Genomic DNA, 16150 nt, shown 5'->3' with positions numbered 1-16150 from the left:
GGAGCTCCTCGGCGGTTGAAGACGCTGGAATGGCACCGCATCACGCCGCGACCGACCGGGTACAGCAGCCCGAAACAGCCGGAGCGAACGTCAAATGGCCTGAAACCTGGGGCAGGCTCAATCCGGGCGCCAGGGGTGTGACATCAATGACCGCCCGTGTACTCTGTGTACTCTATGGCGGCGTCATCCTGAAAGGCAGGCAGCAAAATGACCAGTCCAGATTTGGTTCGTGTCCTGACCGTGCTGCTGGAGGCTGGCGCCGAACGTGTTCCCGCTGAAGACATCGCCTGGGCACCGGACATGACGCCTGCGCTCAACCACGCGATCAGCATGCAGTACGTGATCCGCAAACGCACTGCCCATGGCACTCGATTTTCGCTGTCGGAATCCGGGTACACGGCACTGGGGCTTGAGCCGCCGCGCCACATGACGGTCTCCCGCTTCATCCGGTCACTGTTTCGCAGATAAGGAAGGCTTGGAGGCCGCAAGTGCCGGCCTGTTTTGGTGTTCGTTGACGCAGCATTGGCACGCCGTATCGATCATGCGACCGACCTGGAGCGCGCGGCACGGTTCCTCTATCTCCAGCGCCTGGCATTCGGCGGCAAGGTTCGCGGACAGACCTTCGGCGTGACCATGGACGGCGGCCGCTTCAACCTGATGAAGCTCGCGCCGCAGCTTGAAGAGATCCACGAGCGCATGGCCGGCGTGGTGATTGAGAACCTCGGCTGGCGCGCCTTCATCGAACGCTACGATCGACCGACGACGCTCTTCTATCTCGATCCGCCCTATTGGGGCTGCGAGGACGACTACGGCAAAGCCGTGTTCAGCCGCGAGGATTTTGCGGAGATGGCAGAGGTACTCAGCCGCATTCGAGGCCGCTTCATCCTGTCTTTGAACGCCGTTCGAGAGGTCTTTGAGACTTTCTCGACGTTCTCCATTGAAGAGGTGGATTGCAGCTATTCGATCCAGGGGCAAGGGCGGGCGAATATGATCTACTTCTCTTCAGTGAGCTGACATGCTTGGATAATGCAATAGCTTTGAGGACGGGAGGTGACTGTGGAGTTTAGATTAACCTACCAAGGTACATTGTTGGCGAGTACGACGCGCGGGTCGGCGTTGGCAGCCAGAGCGACACATAAGCATGAGATTCGAAAGGCTTTGCACCCCCAGTTAAAACGCCTCTGGGACCTTCATCCATATTTGATGAAGGGCAAGACAGAGCCTCCACCTCTTGCACCCGGCAAGGTGCGTGGCATCGAATTTGGTGCCCCCAAATCCGAACACAGATTGCCGCAATTGGCCGCGAAATTTTCTCGTTTCGGCTACCGCTTCGTTCCTCTAGTTACCCGCAGCATGAACCTACAATGTCAATCGGCACGGAAACTTGACCCCATATCGGCGTCCAATGTTGACCCCCATGTTGACGATCAGCACCTGGATCGCCCGGCGCTGGCCGGGGTTGCAGAGGGCGAACCAGGTGCGAGTGATGGGGCTCTTCGGCTTTAGCTTTGAGAGCGGTTTTTGAAGCGCCAGGACTCGTTGCCAGTTTCGACGATCTCGCAGTGATGGGTCAGCCTGTCGAGGAGCGCGGTGGTCATCTTGGCGTCGCCGAAGACGGTTGGCCATTCGCCGAACGCGAGATTGGTGGTGACGATGATGGATGTGCGCTCGTAAAGCCTGCTGATCAGATGGAATAGAAGCTGGCCGCCGGCCTGGGCGAAGGGCAGGTATCCGAGTTCGTCGAGGATGATGAAGTCCAGGCGGTTGAGATAATCCGCGGTCCGGCCTTGCTTGCCGCTGCGCGTCTCCGTCTCCAGCCGATTGACCAGATCGACGACATTGTAGAAGCGCCCGCGTGTGCCGTTGCGGATGAGCGCGCGGGCAATCGCGATGGCCAGGTGGCTCTTGCCGGTGCCCGTGCCGCCGACGAGAACAACATTGCGCTGATCGGCAACAAAGGCTCCGGTGGCCAGATCGCGGACAAGGCCTTCATTGACGGGTGTGTTGGCGAAGTCGAAGTCGTCGATGTCTTTGGCGAGCGGCAGTTTGGCGATGCTGAGCTGGTAGCGAATGGAGCGCGCCTGTTTCTCGGCGATCTCGGACTGCAGAAGATCGCCAACGATGCGCGGCGGTTCATGCTGGCGCTTGATGCCGTTGCCCATGACCTCGTCATAGGCGCTGCGCATGCCGTAGAGCTTCAAGGTGCTCATCAATTCCAGAACCTGTGTGCGTTCCATCAGCTTGCCCTCCTGAGGCTGTCATAGCGTGCGCAATCGGCGACCGGCTCATGGGTCAGCCGCAGTGCATCGGGGATTTGTAGGGGCGCAGCCGGAGCCGGATCGCGACGACGCGCCAGGATGTTCAGAATGACGGCAGCCGAGCAGACACCCTGTTCAAGCGCCTCCTGACAGGCGGCCTCCACGGCCGTGATCCCGTCGCCTGGCACGCATCCGAGGATAGTAACCATTTGCCGATCGCCATCATCGACTGTCTTCAATCGCTTGCGGACCTTCTCCATCGCCGCTGGCATTACCCAGTCGCGGAACGGCGCGCCATTGCGAAGAGCGCCGGGTTTGCGGGCCAAGACAGGCACATAATGCCAGGGATCATAGACCGTCTCGCCGCGTCCGAAGCTGCGCCGATGTTCGGCGATGACCGTGCCATCCTGCTTGACGACAATCCGGTCGGCATAGGCGTGGACTTCGACCGGGCGGCCGACTGCCGTTGAGAGGACCGAGTATTTGTTGTTGTCGAAACGGACCGTGCAGGTCTTGGACACCGAGGCCGGAACGCAGTGAAAGCCGTCGAACGGACCGACATAGGGAACGAGACTGCCGCGCTCGGCCTCGAACATCTGCCAGATCGTCTGGTCGGCCTGTTCCGGATGGTTGTGCGCCTTGGCATAGGCAACACATTTATCGAGCAGCCAGACGTTCAATTCCTCAAGGCTCTTGACCCTCAGGCGCGGGGTGAAGAAGCGTTCGCGCACCAAGCCAACCTGGTTCTCGACCTGCCCCTTCTCCCAGCCGGAGGCGGGTGTGCAGGCGACAGGCTGAACGAGATAATGACTGCACATCTGCAGGAAACGGCGATTGTATAGCCGCTCCTTGCCGACGAACACGGCCTCCACTGCCGTCTTCATGTTGTCGTAGATGCCGCGTGTGCAGGTGCCACGGAAGAAGGCAAACGCCTTGTCGTGGGCGTCGAACACCATCTCCTGGCTCTCGCGCATATAGGCGCGGGCAAATATCATGCGGCTGTGGCAGAGCCGGACATGGGCGACCTTTACGGTCGTCGTCGTGCCATTGATCAGCACGATCTCGTGGCTCCAATCGAACTGGTAGGCTTCGCCGGGTGCATAGTAGAGAGGCACATAAGCCTGCGCCGTCGCTGATCCGCGGTTCTTCGCCCAACCCTTGGCGTAACGGCGGATCGCATCATAGCTGCCGTCGTATCCGAGCGCCCGCAGCTCCTCGTAAATCCGGATCAGCGTCAGCCGTTCGCGCGATGGCCTGCCTTCGTTCGTCACGAGAAACTGCTCGATCTCCGCCTTCCAGGCCCCTGTCTTCGGCAAAGGTTGCCGCTCGCGCTCGTAAGAGAAGTCGGTCTCATCGGTGCGCAATATCTTGCGGACCGTGTTGCGGGAAACATGCAGTTCGCGGGCGATCTTCTTCATCGACCAGCCTTGAACATGAAAGGCCCGCCGGACGCGCGCAATCGTATCCACTCGCTTCAACTCCCTCTCCATCCGCCGTCAAAAGACGGATGGTCAGATAAATCCGAAGGGGGTCAAAATTGGACGCCGATTACCCCGCTAATGGGGTCAATTTTGCACGCCGAAACACACTCAAGCAAAGCCTTTTAGAACTCGATGTTACCCTCGAGATAATCCTCAATCCCAACCTACACGATCGGGAAATCAGGCTGGACAACGGCTGGATCATCAAGATTGGCCGTGGCCTCGACTTCTATCAGAAACCAGGCGGGTGGTTCGAGATAGGATGTCATGACTTGAGCTTGCGCAAGTGCCTGGAAACTAAGGTCGATATATACCGCGTCTCAAACAGTGTTGGCCTGAACGCCTTAAGTTCTAGCTAAATGAATCTTAGCTCTCCTTTGGATCTTGAGGAATTGCCGACTGTTGATTGCATAATTATCAAGTTGGGCTCGATTGCTTTGGAATGAATCCAACGCCAAACCCGAATAATCGGCCTATTTTTTCCAATGTTTCGAGCGTGGGGTTTGCTGTGCCGGCTTCGATCTCCGCAACTTGTCGTCTAGTCAGCGACAGCGTCTTGGCAAACTCCTCCTGCGTCATGCCGAACCCTTTACGGATATCTGCAACGGCGCCAGGCAACCTTAGATCACCGGTTCGAGCACGCTCCGCCAGTGTTCGCCGGTTTTCGAGGATCTCTTCTTTCGTGGGCTTTTTCCAGCGAGCCATTTAGCGGTCCTTCGCCATCATTGACACGCGGCCAGAACGCTGTCCGCTATCGCCATACAGCGCGCCATTGCACGTTCCAGAATATCCGCAGGCGCTCCCATTTCTTTCGCCATGGCTGGAATCTGGCGCAGGTGTTCAGCAAACTCGGAAAGCGTAGCTTGCAGCGCACTCTGCTCAGCAGGATCAGGCATCAGTTCGCCGCAAATCCTCTTCCAATCGGGAAAATGATCGCGACCACCGTCACGCATCATCGCCCATCGAGTAGACCGGACGATCCCCTCTTTGGCGAGCCGCATGGGTGCGAAATCAAAGAGCGGGGACAGGCGGATTGTGCCGTCCTGGTGCTTGCTGAGGGCGGAATTCCGACCATGATTATCGGGATTGCCAAGCGCGAGGTTCGCGATATCTCGCTTCAGGTATTCGACAATGTCCGCAAAGGAATTGGCAGAATATTGGCGCAGAACGTCGATATAGGCCTCGTGTGTGCCAACATGGCCAAAATCAGCAACGCCGATCGCAGACACGAGGCTTTCCTGCCCCAGCCGGACGGTTCCGCCGCCTTCTCTCTTCTTCCGGTCGAAACGGGGAATGATGAGGACACCTTCGGCATAGGTCGAAGGTTCACTGACATTCAAACCGATCTCTTGAGCGATCCGCGAATAGAGGGCTTCGCCTTCGAGGATGAGGCGGTCCACAGGCTCGTTGCTGCGTACCAGCTTGACGATGACGTGGCGCACGGCCTCTTCGTCCGTCACGAAGCTGTCGGGATAGTAGAGCCCGTCATTGGCCTGGGTCATCGAGACCTTCGGCCATTCGCCTTGAAGGCCGCTTGAGCCGGAGGCGAGCATTCCAAAACGGTCGGCGACTTCCATGAAGCCATCTGACCGCTCAAGGATTTCCGCCTTTGTCACCCCTTGGCGCTCAACACCGTGCAGGCGTTCAGTTTCTGCCTCAGCCGCTTCTTTGATCCGGATATTACCTATGCCTCCCGTCGCCGATCGGAGAAGCAGTGGCAGATCAGAAGCGCGCGAGCCTTCAGCAAGGCCGAGGTGCTCGGCAAGCTTTCGCCTCGCATGTCCCTGCGGCATGAGATCCAACAGGAATGGCGGCCAACTGCGGCTATATCGATTTTCGAGATCAACGGGATAACGGACTGACAAGGCGCGATGGTCCCGGACCGTTTTTCCAGCAGAAAACTCCGCCGATGCCACGGTGACGAAATAGTCGAGATCGTAATCGACGATCGACGCGCCCTGGAAGCCGGCCGCGTCGTCCTTAAGTTCTAGCGTAGCGGCGTGATGCCACTCACCGTCAAAATGGATTTGGAGCGTTAAACGCATTAATTGACCCTTTTAATGGTTCAAATAATGCATTTTTTAAAACTATTCAACCCATCAAAGTGGGTTGAATAGTCTCCGTCAGAACTGCCAGCTACCGAAACGATCATCGAAGCTTCTGATACGGCTGACCATCTTCCGGCACGCAGCGCATTGCCGCACGCGAACAGAATGAGCGAAAGGCTGAGCACTGGTGTCATCCATGCCTCGGAGCCGCTGTTTGCGTCGAACAAGATGAGCGAAACGGCTCCCATTGCAGCGAAGAAGACCATTCCGAAATCGTATTGCTTTGAAAGGCTCTTGAGCCGGGCCGAATGCTGAGCATAGCGTAATTGCCTTGCCAGCCGTCGCTTTTCGGATGCCAGTTGATCGCATTGACGACCAAGGGCGTATGCGCCCTGCATTATCTGCTCTTCGAAGCTCGATTTACTCATATCGCTGACCTCAAATATTTCTCTGCGATTTCCTCTGTGAATTCGCCGTGCTGTTCGGCGTAGTCGATCAGGAACCGGATGAGCTTCAAGCGCTTGTCCGGTTCCACCTGACAGTTTTCCCTTGCAATGAAAACGTCAACCGCCTCCGTGACATGGTGATACAAGTCGACCTTGTCCCGATTGTAGGGGCTTCCTTCTCCCGTGAGCATCCATGCGGGATTCACATTGAATTTTAAATGCAGAAGGCGGAGAAGCTTCGCGGGCATCTCGCGATTTCCGCGCTCGTAAGTGTTGTAAGCGCTTTGCGACACCTCAAGGGCTTCGGCAAAGGGCACTTGCTTGAGCCCGGAATCCTTTCGAATTTTCCCGAGCCTTTGGCCCATCGCCTCCATAAATCCGTCTTGCATCAAAATATCTCGAATGCGATAAAACTGTTGCAGCTAGCGCGATTATATGATTCGTTCTGTCTTGTGTCGAATTATCTCTATGGAGGTGTGCAGTTATGCAATCTCAGCTTTTATCACCCAAACAACTCGCAGATCGATCCGGATGGCCGGTCGCTCGCATCCGAAACCTGATCGCCAAGCAGGAAATCCGGCATGTCCGGATTGGAGGAAGTCTGTTTCTGCCGGAAAACGCCGTGGATGAGTATCTTGCGGCGAATATGGTCGAGCCCAAGCAGAAGGCTTTGGCGCTTGCTGACAGCACCTCCAGAGCGTGAGGAGCGGCACATGAAGCAGCAAGCTGAAGCGTTGGCCCCGCGCCCCATTTACAAGGTCGCAGTCAGCCGCGTCCGTGCGGCGGAACTTCTCGACGTATCGACGGGTACCTTTGACGATTGGGTACGTCGTGGGTTGATGCCGAGAGGTGTGAAGATCGGCGCCTTGCGCCGCTGGGATGCCGAGGAAATCCGCGCGTCCTGGTACGACATGAAGGAACAGGGACTGAGCGGAGACGAAGACGATGGCGAAAACCCGTTTGATCACGCGGTCGGGTAGCCAGCGCGTCCCCTTTAAATATTGTTCGCGGGATATCGATCGGCACGGCAACGAGCGTTTTTATCTCCGCCTGCCCGGCATGCCGAAATACAGGATGACGTCCGCCTATCTGGACGAGGCAGGAAGCGTCACTCAGGCTTTTACGGAAGAGTATCACCGAGTGCTGGCTGGCGATCGTGGTGAGAAAACCATCCCGATTTCAAGACTGGAGCCCGGCTCGGTTCGCTGGCTTGTCGAGACCTACTATCGGTCCAAGGCGTTTCAAAGCCAGTCTCCTGCAACGCAAAAGGATAAGAAAAGTGTTCTCAATCGCTATTGCGCCAATGTGGGCGAGCTACCATTCAAAAAAATCCGCAAATCGGACATTGAGGCCAGCCAGATGAAGCGCAGCGACACGCCCGGCGCGGCCGATAAGTTGGTGAAATATCTGAAGGCGCTCTTCAATTGGGCGATCACCGCCGATCTGGCGACCTTCAACCCTGCGAACGGTGTCACAAAAATTCACAACTCGCCGGGCTTCCACACATGGAGCGAAGCAGAGGTGGCTCGCTTCCGCGCTGCCTATCCAGTCGGCTCCATGGCTCGCCTTGCAATGGAGTTGATGCTGAATTTGGGCGTCAGGCGCTCCGATCTCGTTAAGCTCGGCTGGCGAAACCTGACCGGCAATCGCATCGAGTTCACGCCAGAGAAGGGGGCCGGCAAGTACACGCAGTCCCTGAGCCTACCGGTCACTGACGAGCTTCGCGAGGTGCTTGATGCGATCACCCATGATCAGCCGTCTTTCCTTATCACCGAATACGGCAAGGCGTTCACTGGCAATGGCTTCGGCAACAAGATGCGCCAGTGGTGCAACGACGCCGATTTGCCCGAATGCTCGTCGCACGGCCTTAGAAAAGCGTCCGCAACGATCCTCGCCGAGGCAGGTGCTACCGAACATCAGTTGATGGCGATCTTTGGCTGGTCTGATTCCAAGATGGCGCAGCACTACACCAAAGCCGCCCAATCCAAGCGGATTATCGATGCCGGTTTCGAGCGTCGCAAAACCTACGTGGCCCACAAACATGTCCCACTTTCTCCAGTCCAGGATTCCGGTGAGGCAAATCAAGGAAAAAACGATGACAAAACAACGTCAGAATATTGAGGTGGTGGGCCCGGAGGGACTCGAACCCCCAACCAAGCGGTTATGAGCCGCCGGCTCTAACCATTGAGCTACAGGCCCGGGCGCGGGGTGTCGCGGCCGTGCCGGGGCAATGGCACACCCGGCATGGTGTGGGCTCTAACGCAAAATCCGATGCTTCACAAGTCTCGCCGTATTGGCTTCACAATCGACAGGCAGCTATCATCAGACCGGCACACTGCCGGCCAAGACACCAGACCAGCGCCCTGCGGAGGACCTTCATGACGGCTCACATGTTCACGATCAGACGCCTGGCATTTCCCGTTGCTCTGCTGGCGACGGGCTTTTGCCTCACCGCTCCGGCGCATGCCGAAGGGCCGCCGCCGCCGCATCCCTTTATCAGCGTGACGGGCGAAGGGCGCGCGGCGATTGCGCCCGACATGGCAATGCTGTCGCTCACCGTTACCCGCGTCGGCGAGACGGCCGAGGCCGCCCTTGCCGCCAATTCTGCGGCCATGCGCCAGGTGATCGAGGCTTTGAAAGCCGATGGCATGGCCGAGCGCGACATCCAGACGAGCGATTTTTCGATCTTCCCGCGCTACAGCCAGCCGGACCCGACCCGGCAGGGTGGCAGCGAACAGCAGCCGCAGATCATCGGCTACCAGGTGTCCAACGGCGTGACGCTTCGCGTGCGTGACATCACCAAACTGGGCGCCATTCTCGACCGATCCGTCACGCTCGGCGTCAACCAGGGCGGCCAGATCACCTTCACCAATGCCGATCCGGCCAAGGCGGTGGAAGAGGCGCGCCGCAAGGCGGTGATGGACGCCATGGCCAAGGCGCGGGTCCTCGCCGAAGCGGCGGGGCTTGCGCTTGGGCCGGTGATGTCGATTTCGGAAAACGCCGCGCAACCGGAGCCGATGCCGCTGATGCGCACCATGGCGATGGCCAAGGAAGTCTCTCCCGTGCCGATCGCCGGCGGCGAAAACACCTATGCGGTGACCGTGGACATGCGCTTCGACCTTCGCCCAAAACCCTAAGGCCGCATTGTTTCGGCGAAGTCCACCCGCAAGGCCGCCGGCAGGGTTCGTCTCTGCCGGCGGTGGCTGCGGCACCTAAGCCCGTTGCGGCTGCCGTCATCAGCCTGGAGGCCCGGGATGCCGCTCCGCTCCCCTCATCACAAAAGACAAAAAGAGACCGCCGCCGGCACCCTAGGGGGAGCACCAACGGCGGTTCCACCACTCCAGCCGTTTCCGGCAGAGGATCTTCCAAACGCTCAGCGGCGGATCAGCGGGCAGCCGCGTTCATTGGCAAACACGACGCGATCACGCCCACCCCGGTCGAAGCCGGCCACCACCACCACACGCGGGTTCACGTCCACCACGCGGGCGCGGCGAAGACCCATACGGCTGGCCTTGTCTTCCGCAAGCCACGGGGCGCAGCGGTCACGCCGATCGTGACGACCCCGGTCGTAGCGTCGGTCCGGCCCGCGATGATCGTCACGCCACTGCACCTGCACACGCAGATCCGGACCCAGCAGGCCACGGTCTGCCGCCGAGGCGCCGGACAGCGGTGCCAACAGGCCCGTGACGGCCATGACGCTGGCAAGACCAAGCTTGGCGATGAGGTTTGACATGGGCGCTTCTCCATCCTGTATTCATGTCTCGCGCCGACCTGGCGTCGGCTGATGGAAGGCAAATTAGGACACGGCACCTGAACCGCCACCCAACCGTACGTTCAGGGACAATTCAGATAAAGGGACGGGCGAAAACCGCGCCGCCTCAGGCAGAAAGATGCAGCACCACCTCGCGCCGGTGCGGACGGTCGCGATGTTCGAAGAGGTATATTCCCTGCCAGGTGCCAAGCGCAAGCCGGCCGCCCATCACCGGAATGCCGAGCGAGGTGGCCGTCAGCGCCGCCTTGATATGCGCCGGCATGTCGTCCGGCCCTTCCGTCGTGTGCACCATCCAGCGCATGGAGGCGTCATCGCCCGGCGGCACCAGGCGGCGAAAGAATTCCTTCAGGTCCCGCTGTACGTCCGGATCGGCATTTTCCTGGATCAGCAGCGAACAGGAGGTGTGGCGCACGAAGGCGGTCAGCAGGCCCTCGCTGAGACCGGAGGCCCTCACGAAGGCCGTCACCTCGGCGGTGAATTCATAAAGCCCCTGCCTGCGGGTGGAGAGGGAAAGAACCGTCTGCGGCATGGCAACCTCCAGGCTTGGCACGATCGTGGCATCAGAAACTCGGAAAACCCCGCGCGCGCCATTCGCTGCGCGGAATGCGGCTTCCCACCGCGTAGGAAAACGACTCGATCTCGGTCGCATCGGCATTCACCTGGCAGGAAAAGCTCACGTCATACCAGGCACCCTCCGCCCGGAAGGCGCCGCGGCCCACCTTCAGCGCGGTCGTGCCGGGCGCCAGCGTATAGGCGGGAATGAGTTCCGGCCGGTAGGCGGGCGAGCCGTTGCGCAATTGCGCCTGCAGTTCGGAGGCGCACAGCTGACCGGCGCGCTCACCGCGCGGAATGCCGGCCATCGCCGTCATCGCCCGCTGGTCGCCGGTGCGGGAGGAGGAATAGAGGCGCTTGGCCTCCTGCAGTTCCGGGATCGGCCGCTCGGCAGCAGCAGTCGCAGAGGCCGGACGCGGGCTCGGCCGCACGACCTTCTCCGGCAGAACCACATCCGCCGCGCCGGGTTCGGAAGCGCCTGTCTCGGAAAGCGCCGGTGCCGTCAGAAGCGCAAGTGCGGCACTGTCCACCACCGGCGCTTCGGGGGATGCGGGCGGCTCCTGAGGCACGGCCTCTGCCGTCTCGCTACCGGTCTCGGCCTCCACCGGTGTATCGGCGGGTTTCTCCTCCGTCGGCTTCGCCTCGGCCTTCTCGGTTGGCTTCGGCTCCTCAACCGGCTGTTCCGCAGGCTCGGCCGGCTTTTCCGCCTCTTCGGCACTGTTGCCGTCGGCCTTCTGGTCCGGCCCGCGGGTTTCCTCACCGAACTTGAAGACCGGCCGGAGTGTGGGAATGGGCGGGGCCGGTGCAGCCGCCTGCTGCTCAGGCTGAGGTTCCGGTTTCGATTCGGGCTCCGGCTGAGGTTCCGGTTGAGGCTCGGGCGGCGGGGGCTCCGGGGCCGGCGGCTCGGGCTTTTCCTCCGGCGGCGGTTCCGGCTTGGGCTCTGGTTCCGGCTCCGGCGGCGGAACGATCTCGACCGAAACCGTCTCCTCCTGCGGCTTGTCGTGGCTCGGCAGGGACAGATTAATCAGGAAGGGCAAAACGAGAATGAGATGCAGGGCAATCGACCCCGCCACGCCGAAACTACGCCGCACGCCGGGCACCCGGCTTGCCAGCGGCTCGTCCGCCCTCATCTCGTCTTTATCCGGCATCTCCTGCATGCCCCCGATGTAGGCGCGAATGGCGGCGGGATCGAGAGGCGATCCGCAACAGAGGCGAAAAACATTGCGGAGGGAGGCAGCGTCCTCTGATCAGTTGGAAGAAAGAAAAGACAGGAATTTGGCGATGGCTTCCCGCAGCGTGGCAATGGCCGCCCTGCCCTGCTCCGTTGTCGCCAGCGTCGTCATACTGCCAAGCGCCGAGAGGATGCGTTCCCAGAAACCGATTTGGGAAAAGACGAAGCGGCGCTTCGGGGTGACATCGCCGCCCTGACCGGCATCGGAGGGACTGGGCAGCGAATCGATGTCTCTGGCCCTCTGCACGCTATCCTGCACCACCCGCTCGAATGCAGGCGTTGTCCCACCGATCTCGTGCAAGTCAGCCAGAGCCTCGGCGACTTTCTTGACCGGTTCCACAAAATCCTTGCCGCTGGCACGATCCTCATCGATTTCATTTGTGGCGAGCGCTTCTTCGCGCTCCTGCGACTTCGGAAAATGCGTGACGTATTTTGAATGGCAGGAAAAGAAATTGTCGAAGTGAACTGCCAGTCCATCACCCCAGATGTGGAACTCGACGGAACGGACGTCCCTGTTCAAGGCATCCGCCAGCATGCAGAGCAGGCCGAGGATTGGGCGTACGCCGCGATCGCTGAGGTGATTGCCATAGGCCTGCAGCGAGGGCGCAATCGTTTTCGGGCTGTTCTCTGGAAGAGAAGCTTGAATGACTGAGCAGAGTGTCCGCAACGTCTCCGGCAGGTCCGGCAGTTCAGCGTCAAAGATAGGCCGATCATAGATGGCGTTGGGCACGGCATCCAGCTTGCCATCCGGTGTCGGCGCAACGTCCGGGCTGGCGGTTTCCGCAAGCCGGCGCTTCAGCATGTCTGGCGGAAGTGGATTCGGCTTCGGACCGACTGCTTCCAGCACGGCAGCGCGACGCTCTTCCGCAGTGAGACCAACCAAAGACTTGTAGACGATCTGGCGGGCCAGCGTGTTGAGGTTGGCGGGTTTTAGAAGCAGTGGAACGAGCTTTCGACCTTTGCCGAGCGGATCCATGTTATAAACAGCGGCCCATTCGGCCCTGCAATGATCTGATGCTACATAGTCTGGCGACAGCAGGGCGATGGCGCGCGCGCCCCGCTCCAATCCGTCCTGCATTTCGATGACGAAGTTTGAGCCGACCGGGAAATCCTTGAATTGGACGATGGTGGAGTAACCTGCGTCTTCGAGATATCGGTTGATTTCGCGAGCTTCGGTCTGGTTTCGGGTGGAATAGCTGATGAAGAAGTCAAAGTTTGCTGATGCGCTGCTTGAAGCTGACCCGTATTCCATCAGAGGCTGATTGTGCTTCAGGCGCCATCCCAAATCGCGCATCACCGCGTCAGGATCTTGGCGCCAAAAAGCCTCTACCTCCTCCGCCACTGCTGCCGTGCCAGCCTCACTCCAAAGAGTGGCTAGGGACGCTTGCCCCTCATGCAGAGCGTAGTAGAAGTCAGCGACTAAACCCCAATGAGAGCCGAAGTCATCTAGCACTGCGCTGAAGGCAACATCCCACTCGGACAATTCGATTGGCGCGCCCCCATTTGGCCAAAGGGGCGTTGCTATACAGGCGGGAACAGAATTTTCCCGCATATTCTCAAGGTCGGTGCGCGTTGCGCGGCCGACGGCGCCGTTGGCCCCAGCCGCGAGATCGGCAGCAGTTGCCGCCAAGTCTACGGCTCTTGCGGCTGCGGCAAATGCGCCGGGGCCGACAGCAGCGCGAGCAGCTTCAGCAGCAGCGGCAATGGCAGCCGCAGCGGAAACTGAGGAAGAAGTAGCCTTCGCGGCGAAGGAAGCAGCGACGGACGCCAGTTTCTCCTCATGGGCAGAATCATTGCGCGCTGCCCATGAAAAGAAGAGGGTGCGAAACACCGCTAGCATCAGTTCCTGCGTATGACGCCTGTCGGGAAGCCGATTAAGTGCAATGAGCGGCATGACCCGCAGCGCAGACCTCAACGCCAGCACTTGCGCCTCTGAGATAGGGCGAGTGCGAAGATATGCCTCCAGCGTCTCACGACTCGCGATATCTGCAACGCCAAGCAACATTTCAGCCATTATGTCCCCTCAATGGCGTTGCTCGATCCGCAACTGACGCGCGCTCGCTATCCAATCTCGTTCGCTAGGTAAGATGCAGAAGCTTCTCACCACACGCAAGCACTATGGCCACATGCCACTGAATCTCGATAAGCGTCCAGCTGATGAGTATGTCAAACCAAATCCAAAAAACCCGGCGGAACTGCTCCCGCCGGGTCTCAAATGTCGTCGAAGCTCTGTCCCGCCTCAGCTATCCAAGAAACTCCGCAGCTTGCGGCTGCGGCTCGGATGCTTCAGCTTTCTGAGCGCCTTCGCCTCGATCTGGCGGATACGTTCGCGGGTCACCGAGAACTGCTGGCCGACTTCTTCCAGCGTATGGTCGGTGTTCATGCCGATACCGAAGCGCATGCGCAGCACGCGTTCTTCACGCGGGGTGAGCGAGGCGAGCACGCGGGTCGTCGTTTCGCGCAGGTTCGCCTGAATGGCGGCGTCGATCGGCAGAAGCGCGTTCTTGTCCTCGATAAAATCGCCGAGATGGCTGTCCTCTTCGTCGCCCACCGGGGTTTCGAGTGAGATCGGCTCCTTGGCAATCTTCAGAACCTTGCGCACCTTTTCGAGCGGCATGGCGAGCTTTTCGGCCAGTTCTTCCGGCGTCGGCTCGCGACCGATCTCGTGCAGCATCTGGCGCGAGGTACGGACGATCTTGTTGATCGTCTCGATCATGTGCACCGGAATGCGGATGGTGCGGGCCTGGTCGGCGATCGACCGGGTGATCGCCTGACGGATCCACCAGGTGGCATAGGTCGAGAACTTGTAGCCGCGACGATACTCGAACTTGTCGACCGCCTTCATCAGGCCGATATTGCCTTCCTGGATGAGATCGAGGAACTGCAGGCCGCGGTTCGTGTATTTCTTGGCGATCGAGATCACGAGGCGAAGGTTGGCTTCCACCATTTCCTTCTTGGCAATGCGGGCCTCGCGCTCGCCCTTCTGCACCATCGAGACGATGCGCCGGAATTCCGTGATCGAAATGCCGGTTTCGGTGGCGAGGTTCTGGATTTCCTGGCGGATCTCCCGGATCGTGTTGCTTTCGGCGCGGGCAAATTCCTTCCAGCCGCGGGCGGAGAGGTTGGCAATCGACTTCATCCAGTGCGGATCCAGTTCCGCACCCTGGTACTGCTCCAGGAAGCTGTCGCGCTTGACGCCGTAGGATTCGGCCAGACGCAGCAGGCGGCCTTCGTTCTGCACGAGACGCTTGTTGATGTCGTAAAGCTGCTCGACCAGGCTTTCGATACGGTTCTGGTTGAGCGACAGCGACTTCACGGCCGTGATCAGCTGGTCCTTGAGCTCCTTGTAACGGCGCTCCTGGCCGGTCGACAGCGTGCCGGTGCAGGAGAGGCGCGCCTCCACCTGCTGGTCCTGCAGCTTGCGCAACTTCTTATAGGTCTCGGCGATGAAATCGAGCGTTTCCATCACCTGCGGGCGCAGTTCCGCTTCCATGGCAGCAAGCGACAGGTTCGACTCGTCGTCGTCCTCCTCCTCTTCCTCCATGGGCGGCAGGTCACCGCCGACATTGGTGATGTCATCCTCACCGGCAGACGGACGGGGTCTGCGCGTCTTTTCCTTCTCTTCGGCAGCCTTGCGGTCCGCCTCGATCTTTTCCGGGCTCTGGAACTGCGGGGCCGCCTTGGCTTCCGGACCGGAATAGGTCGTTTCGAGATCGATGATCTCGCGCAGAAGCGTCGTGCCTTCGTTCAACTCGTCACGCCAGATGATCAGCGCCTGGAAGGTCAGCGGGCTCTCACAGAGACCGGCGATCATGGTCTCGCGGCCGGCCTCGATGCGCTTGGCAATGGCGATTTCGCCCTCGCGCGACAGAAGCTCGACCGAGCCCATTTCGCGCAGATACATGCGAACGGGATCGTCCGTGCGGTCGGCCGGTTCTTTCTTCTTGGCGGTGGCGACAGCGGTGTTGCCGGTGGGCGCCAGTTCGCCGCCCTCGCTTTCACCCTCCTCTTCGCCGTCATCCTCGCCCGCGGCCTGCTCTTCGGCTTCCTCGTCCTCGACGACATTGATGCCCATGTCGGACAACATGGCCATCGTGTCCTCGATCTGCTCGGAGGTCACCTCTTCGGAGGGCAACACGGCGTTCAGCTCGTCCATCGTCACGTAACCGCGCTTCTTGGCGAGCTTGATCATTTTCTTGACGGCGTCGTCGGAAAGATCGAGAAGCGGACCGTCCGTAGCGCCGTCGCGTTCGTTCTCTGCTTCGTCGTTTTCTTTGACTTTGGTTGCCATGTATTCGTCTTTCCTTGGACGTCTTCAGCGGCGTTTCGTCAACGCTGTCGCGCTTGCGAATCACACTCACT

General features: G+C 59.8%; 16 protein-coding genes, 1 tRNA gene and 2 pseudogenes. 7 read left to right on the top strand and 12 right to left on the bottom strand.

Annotated elements, in window-relative coordinates; translation table 11 throughout:
- The first annotated feature begins 207 nt into the window (after nucleotides 1-207).
- On the top strand, nucleotides 208-468 hold the full coding sequence (locus G6N78_RS11855) for a hypothetical protein (RefSeq protein WP_165218603.1): 261 nt from the start codon (nucleotides 208-210) through the stop codon (nucleotides 466-468).
- Nucleotides 469-546: 78 nt separating this feature from the next.
- Nucleotides 547-1014, top strand: a pseudogene (locus G6N78_RS11850) (DNA adenine methylase); the annotation flags it as partial.
- A gap of 488 nt (nucleotides 1015-1502) precedes the next feature.
- Here the strand turns inward: G6N78_RS11850 and istB are convergent.
- Both istB and istA read right to left on the bottom strand, forming a co-directional pair.
- Nucleotides 1503-2237, bottom strand: a complete 735-nt coding sequence (istB, locus tag G6N78_RS11845) for an IS21-like element helper ATPase IstB (RefSeq protein WP_165217142.1) — start codon at nucleotides 2235-2237, stop codon at nucleotides 1503-1505.
- Nucleotides 2170-3736: pseudogene (gene istA, locus G6N78_RS11840) on the bottom strand (IS21 family transposase). The gene istB and the pseudogene istA overlap by 68 nt, the downstream one beginning before the upstream one ends.
- 59 nt (nucleotides 3737-3795) lie before the next feature.
- On the opposite strand from istA, the gene G6N78_RS11835 reads away from it, so the two are divergent.
- The gene (locus G6N78_RS11835; RefSeq protein WP_206531566.1) at nucleotides 3796-4098 is read left to right on the top strand and encodes an MIT C-terminal domain-containing protein; all 303 of its coding nucleotides are present in this window, start codon (nucleotides 3796-3798) and stop codon (nucleotides 4096-4098) included.
- Between the two features lie 58 nt (nucleotides 4099-4156).
- Here the strand turns inward: G6N78_RS11835 and G6N78_RS11830 are convergent, their stop codons facing one another.
- The 4 genes from G6N78_RS11830 to G6N78_RS11815 are packed head-to-tail and all read right to left on the bottom strand — an operon-like array spanning nucleotide 4157 to nucleotide 6622.
- Entirely contained in the window at nucleotides 4157-4444 is a 288-nt protein-coding gene (locus G6N78_RS11830; RefSeq protein ID WP_165218599.1) for a helix-turn-helix transcriptional regulator, read from the bottom strand.
- Nucleotides 4445-4461: 17 nt separating this feature from the next.
- Complete coding sequence (locus G6N78_RS11825; RefSeq protein WP_165218597.1) at nucleotides 4462-5784, bottom strand: type II toxin-antitoxin system HipA family toxin; 1323 nt, start codon at nucleotides 5782-5784, stop codon at nucleotides 4462-4464.
- Between the two features lie 20 nt (nucleotides 5785-5804).
- On the bottom strand, nucleotides 5805-6215 hold the full coding sequence (locus G6N78_RS11820) for a hypothetical protein (RefSeq protein ID WP_234905786.1): 411 nt from the start codon (nucleotides 6213-6215) through the stop codon (nucleotides 5805-5807).
- The gene (locus G6N78_RS11815) at nucleotides 6212-6622 is read right to left on the bottom strand and encodes a helix-turn-helix domain-containing protein (RefSeq protein ID WP_165218595.1); all 411 of its coding nucleotides are present in this window, start codon (nucleotides 6620-6622) and stop codon (nucleotides 6212-6214) included. The genes G6N78_RS11820 and G6N78_RS11815 overlap by 4 nt, the downstream gene beginning before the upstream one ends.
- 95 nt (nucleotides 6623-6717) lie before the next feature.
- On the opposite strand from G6N78_RS11815, the gene G6N78_RS11810 reads away from it, so the two are divergent.
- The 3 genes from G6N78_RS11810 to G6N78_RS11800 are packed head-to-tail and all read left to right on the top strand — an operon-like array spanning nucleotide 6718 to nucleotide 8354.
- Nucleotides 6718-6936 carry a helix-turn-helix domain-containing protein gene (locus G6N78_RS11810; RefSeq protein ID WP_165218593.1) on the top strand — a complete coding sequence of 73 codons (219 nt, stop codon included), beginning with the start codon at nucleotides 6718-6720 and terminating at the stop codon, nucleotides 6934-6936.
- Nucleotides 6937-6946: 10 nt separating this feature from the next.
- Nucleotides 6947-7213, top strand: coding sequence for a helix-turn-helix transcriptional regulator (locus G6N78_RS11805; RefSeq protein WP_062554093.1), 267 nt, complete (start codon nucleotides 6947-6949; stop codon nucleotides 7211-7213).
- Nucleotides 7179-8354 (top strand): site-specific integrase, encoded by a 1176-nt coding sequence (locus G6N78_RS11800; RefSeq protein WP_234905785.1) that lies wholly within the window; start codon nucleotides 7179-7181, stop codon nucleotides 8352-8354. Before G6N78_RS11805 ends, G6N78_RS11800 begins: the two co-directional genes overlap by 35 nt.
- Nucleotides 8355-8356: 2 nt before the next feature.
- Here G6N78_RS11800 and G6N78_RS11795 read toward each other — a convergent pair.
- Nucleotides 8357-8432: transfer RNA gene (locus G6N78_RS11795), tRNA-Ile, on the bottom strand.
- Between the two features lie 179 nt (nucleotides 8433-8611).
- Here G6N78_RS11795 and G6N78_RS11790 point away from each other — a divergent pair.
- Nucleotides 8612-9370 (top strand): SIMPL domain-containing protein, encoded by a 759-nt coding sequence (locus G6N78_RS11790; protein ID WP_165218591.1) that lies wholly within the window; start codon nucleotides 8612-8614, stop codon nucleotides 9368-9370.
- A gap of 236 nt (nucleotides 9371-9606) precedes the next feature.
- Here G6N78_RS11790 and G6N78_RS11785 read toward each other — a convergent pair whose 3' ends face one another.
- From G6N78_RS11785 to rpoD, 5 genes are all read right to left on the bottom strand, one after another.
- Nucleotides 9607-9966 (bottom strand): hypothetical protein, encoded by a 360-nt coding sequence (locus G6N78_RS11785; protein WP_165218589.1) that lies wholly within the window; start codon nucleotides 9964-9966, stop codon nucleotides 9607-9609.
- A gap of 145 nt (nucleotides 9967-10111) precedes the next feature.
- Nucleotides 10112-10534, bottom strand: a complete 423-nt coding sequence (locus G6N78_RS11780) for a secondary thiamine-phosphate synthase enzyme YjbQ (protein WP_165218587.1) — start codon at nucleotides 10532-10534, stop codon at nucleotides 10112-10114.
- Nucleotides 10535-10565: 31 nt separating this feature from the next.
- A complete protein-coding gene (locus tag G6N78_RS11775) occupies nucleotides 10566-11705 on the bottom strand; it encodes a DUF930 domain-containing protein (protein WP_165218585.1) in 1140 nt (379 codons plus the stop codon).
- Between the two features lie 99 nt (nucleotides 11706-11804).
- Complete coding sequence (locus G6N78_RS11770) at nucleotides 11805-13802, bottom strand: toll/interleukin-1 receptor domain-containing protein (protein WP_165218583.1); 1998 nt, start codon at nucleotides 13800-13802, stop codon at nucleotides 11805-11807.
- Nucleotides 13803-14027: 225 nt separating this feature from the next.
- Nucleotides 14028-16079, bottom strand: coding sequence for an RNA polymerase sigma factor RpoD (gene rpoD, locus G6N78_RS11765; RefSeq protein WP_165218581.1), 2052 nt, complete (start codon nucleotides 16077-16079; stop codon nucleotides 14028-14030).
- Nucleotides 16080-16150: the final 71 nt, after the last annotated feature.

The organism is Allorhizobium pseudoryzae (assembly GCF_011046245.1).
GTDB classification, from domain to species: domain Bacteria; phylum Pseudomonadota; class Alphaproteobacteria; order Rhizobiales; family Rhizobiaceae; genus Neorhizobium; species Neorhizobium pseudoryzae.
Note: the sequence above shows the minus strand (reverse complement) of the source record. Positions and strands in the feature narration are given on the sequence as shown.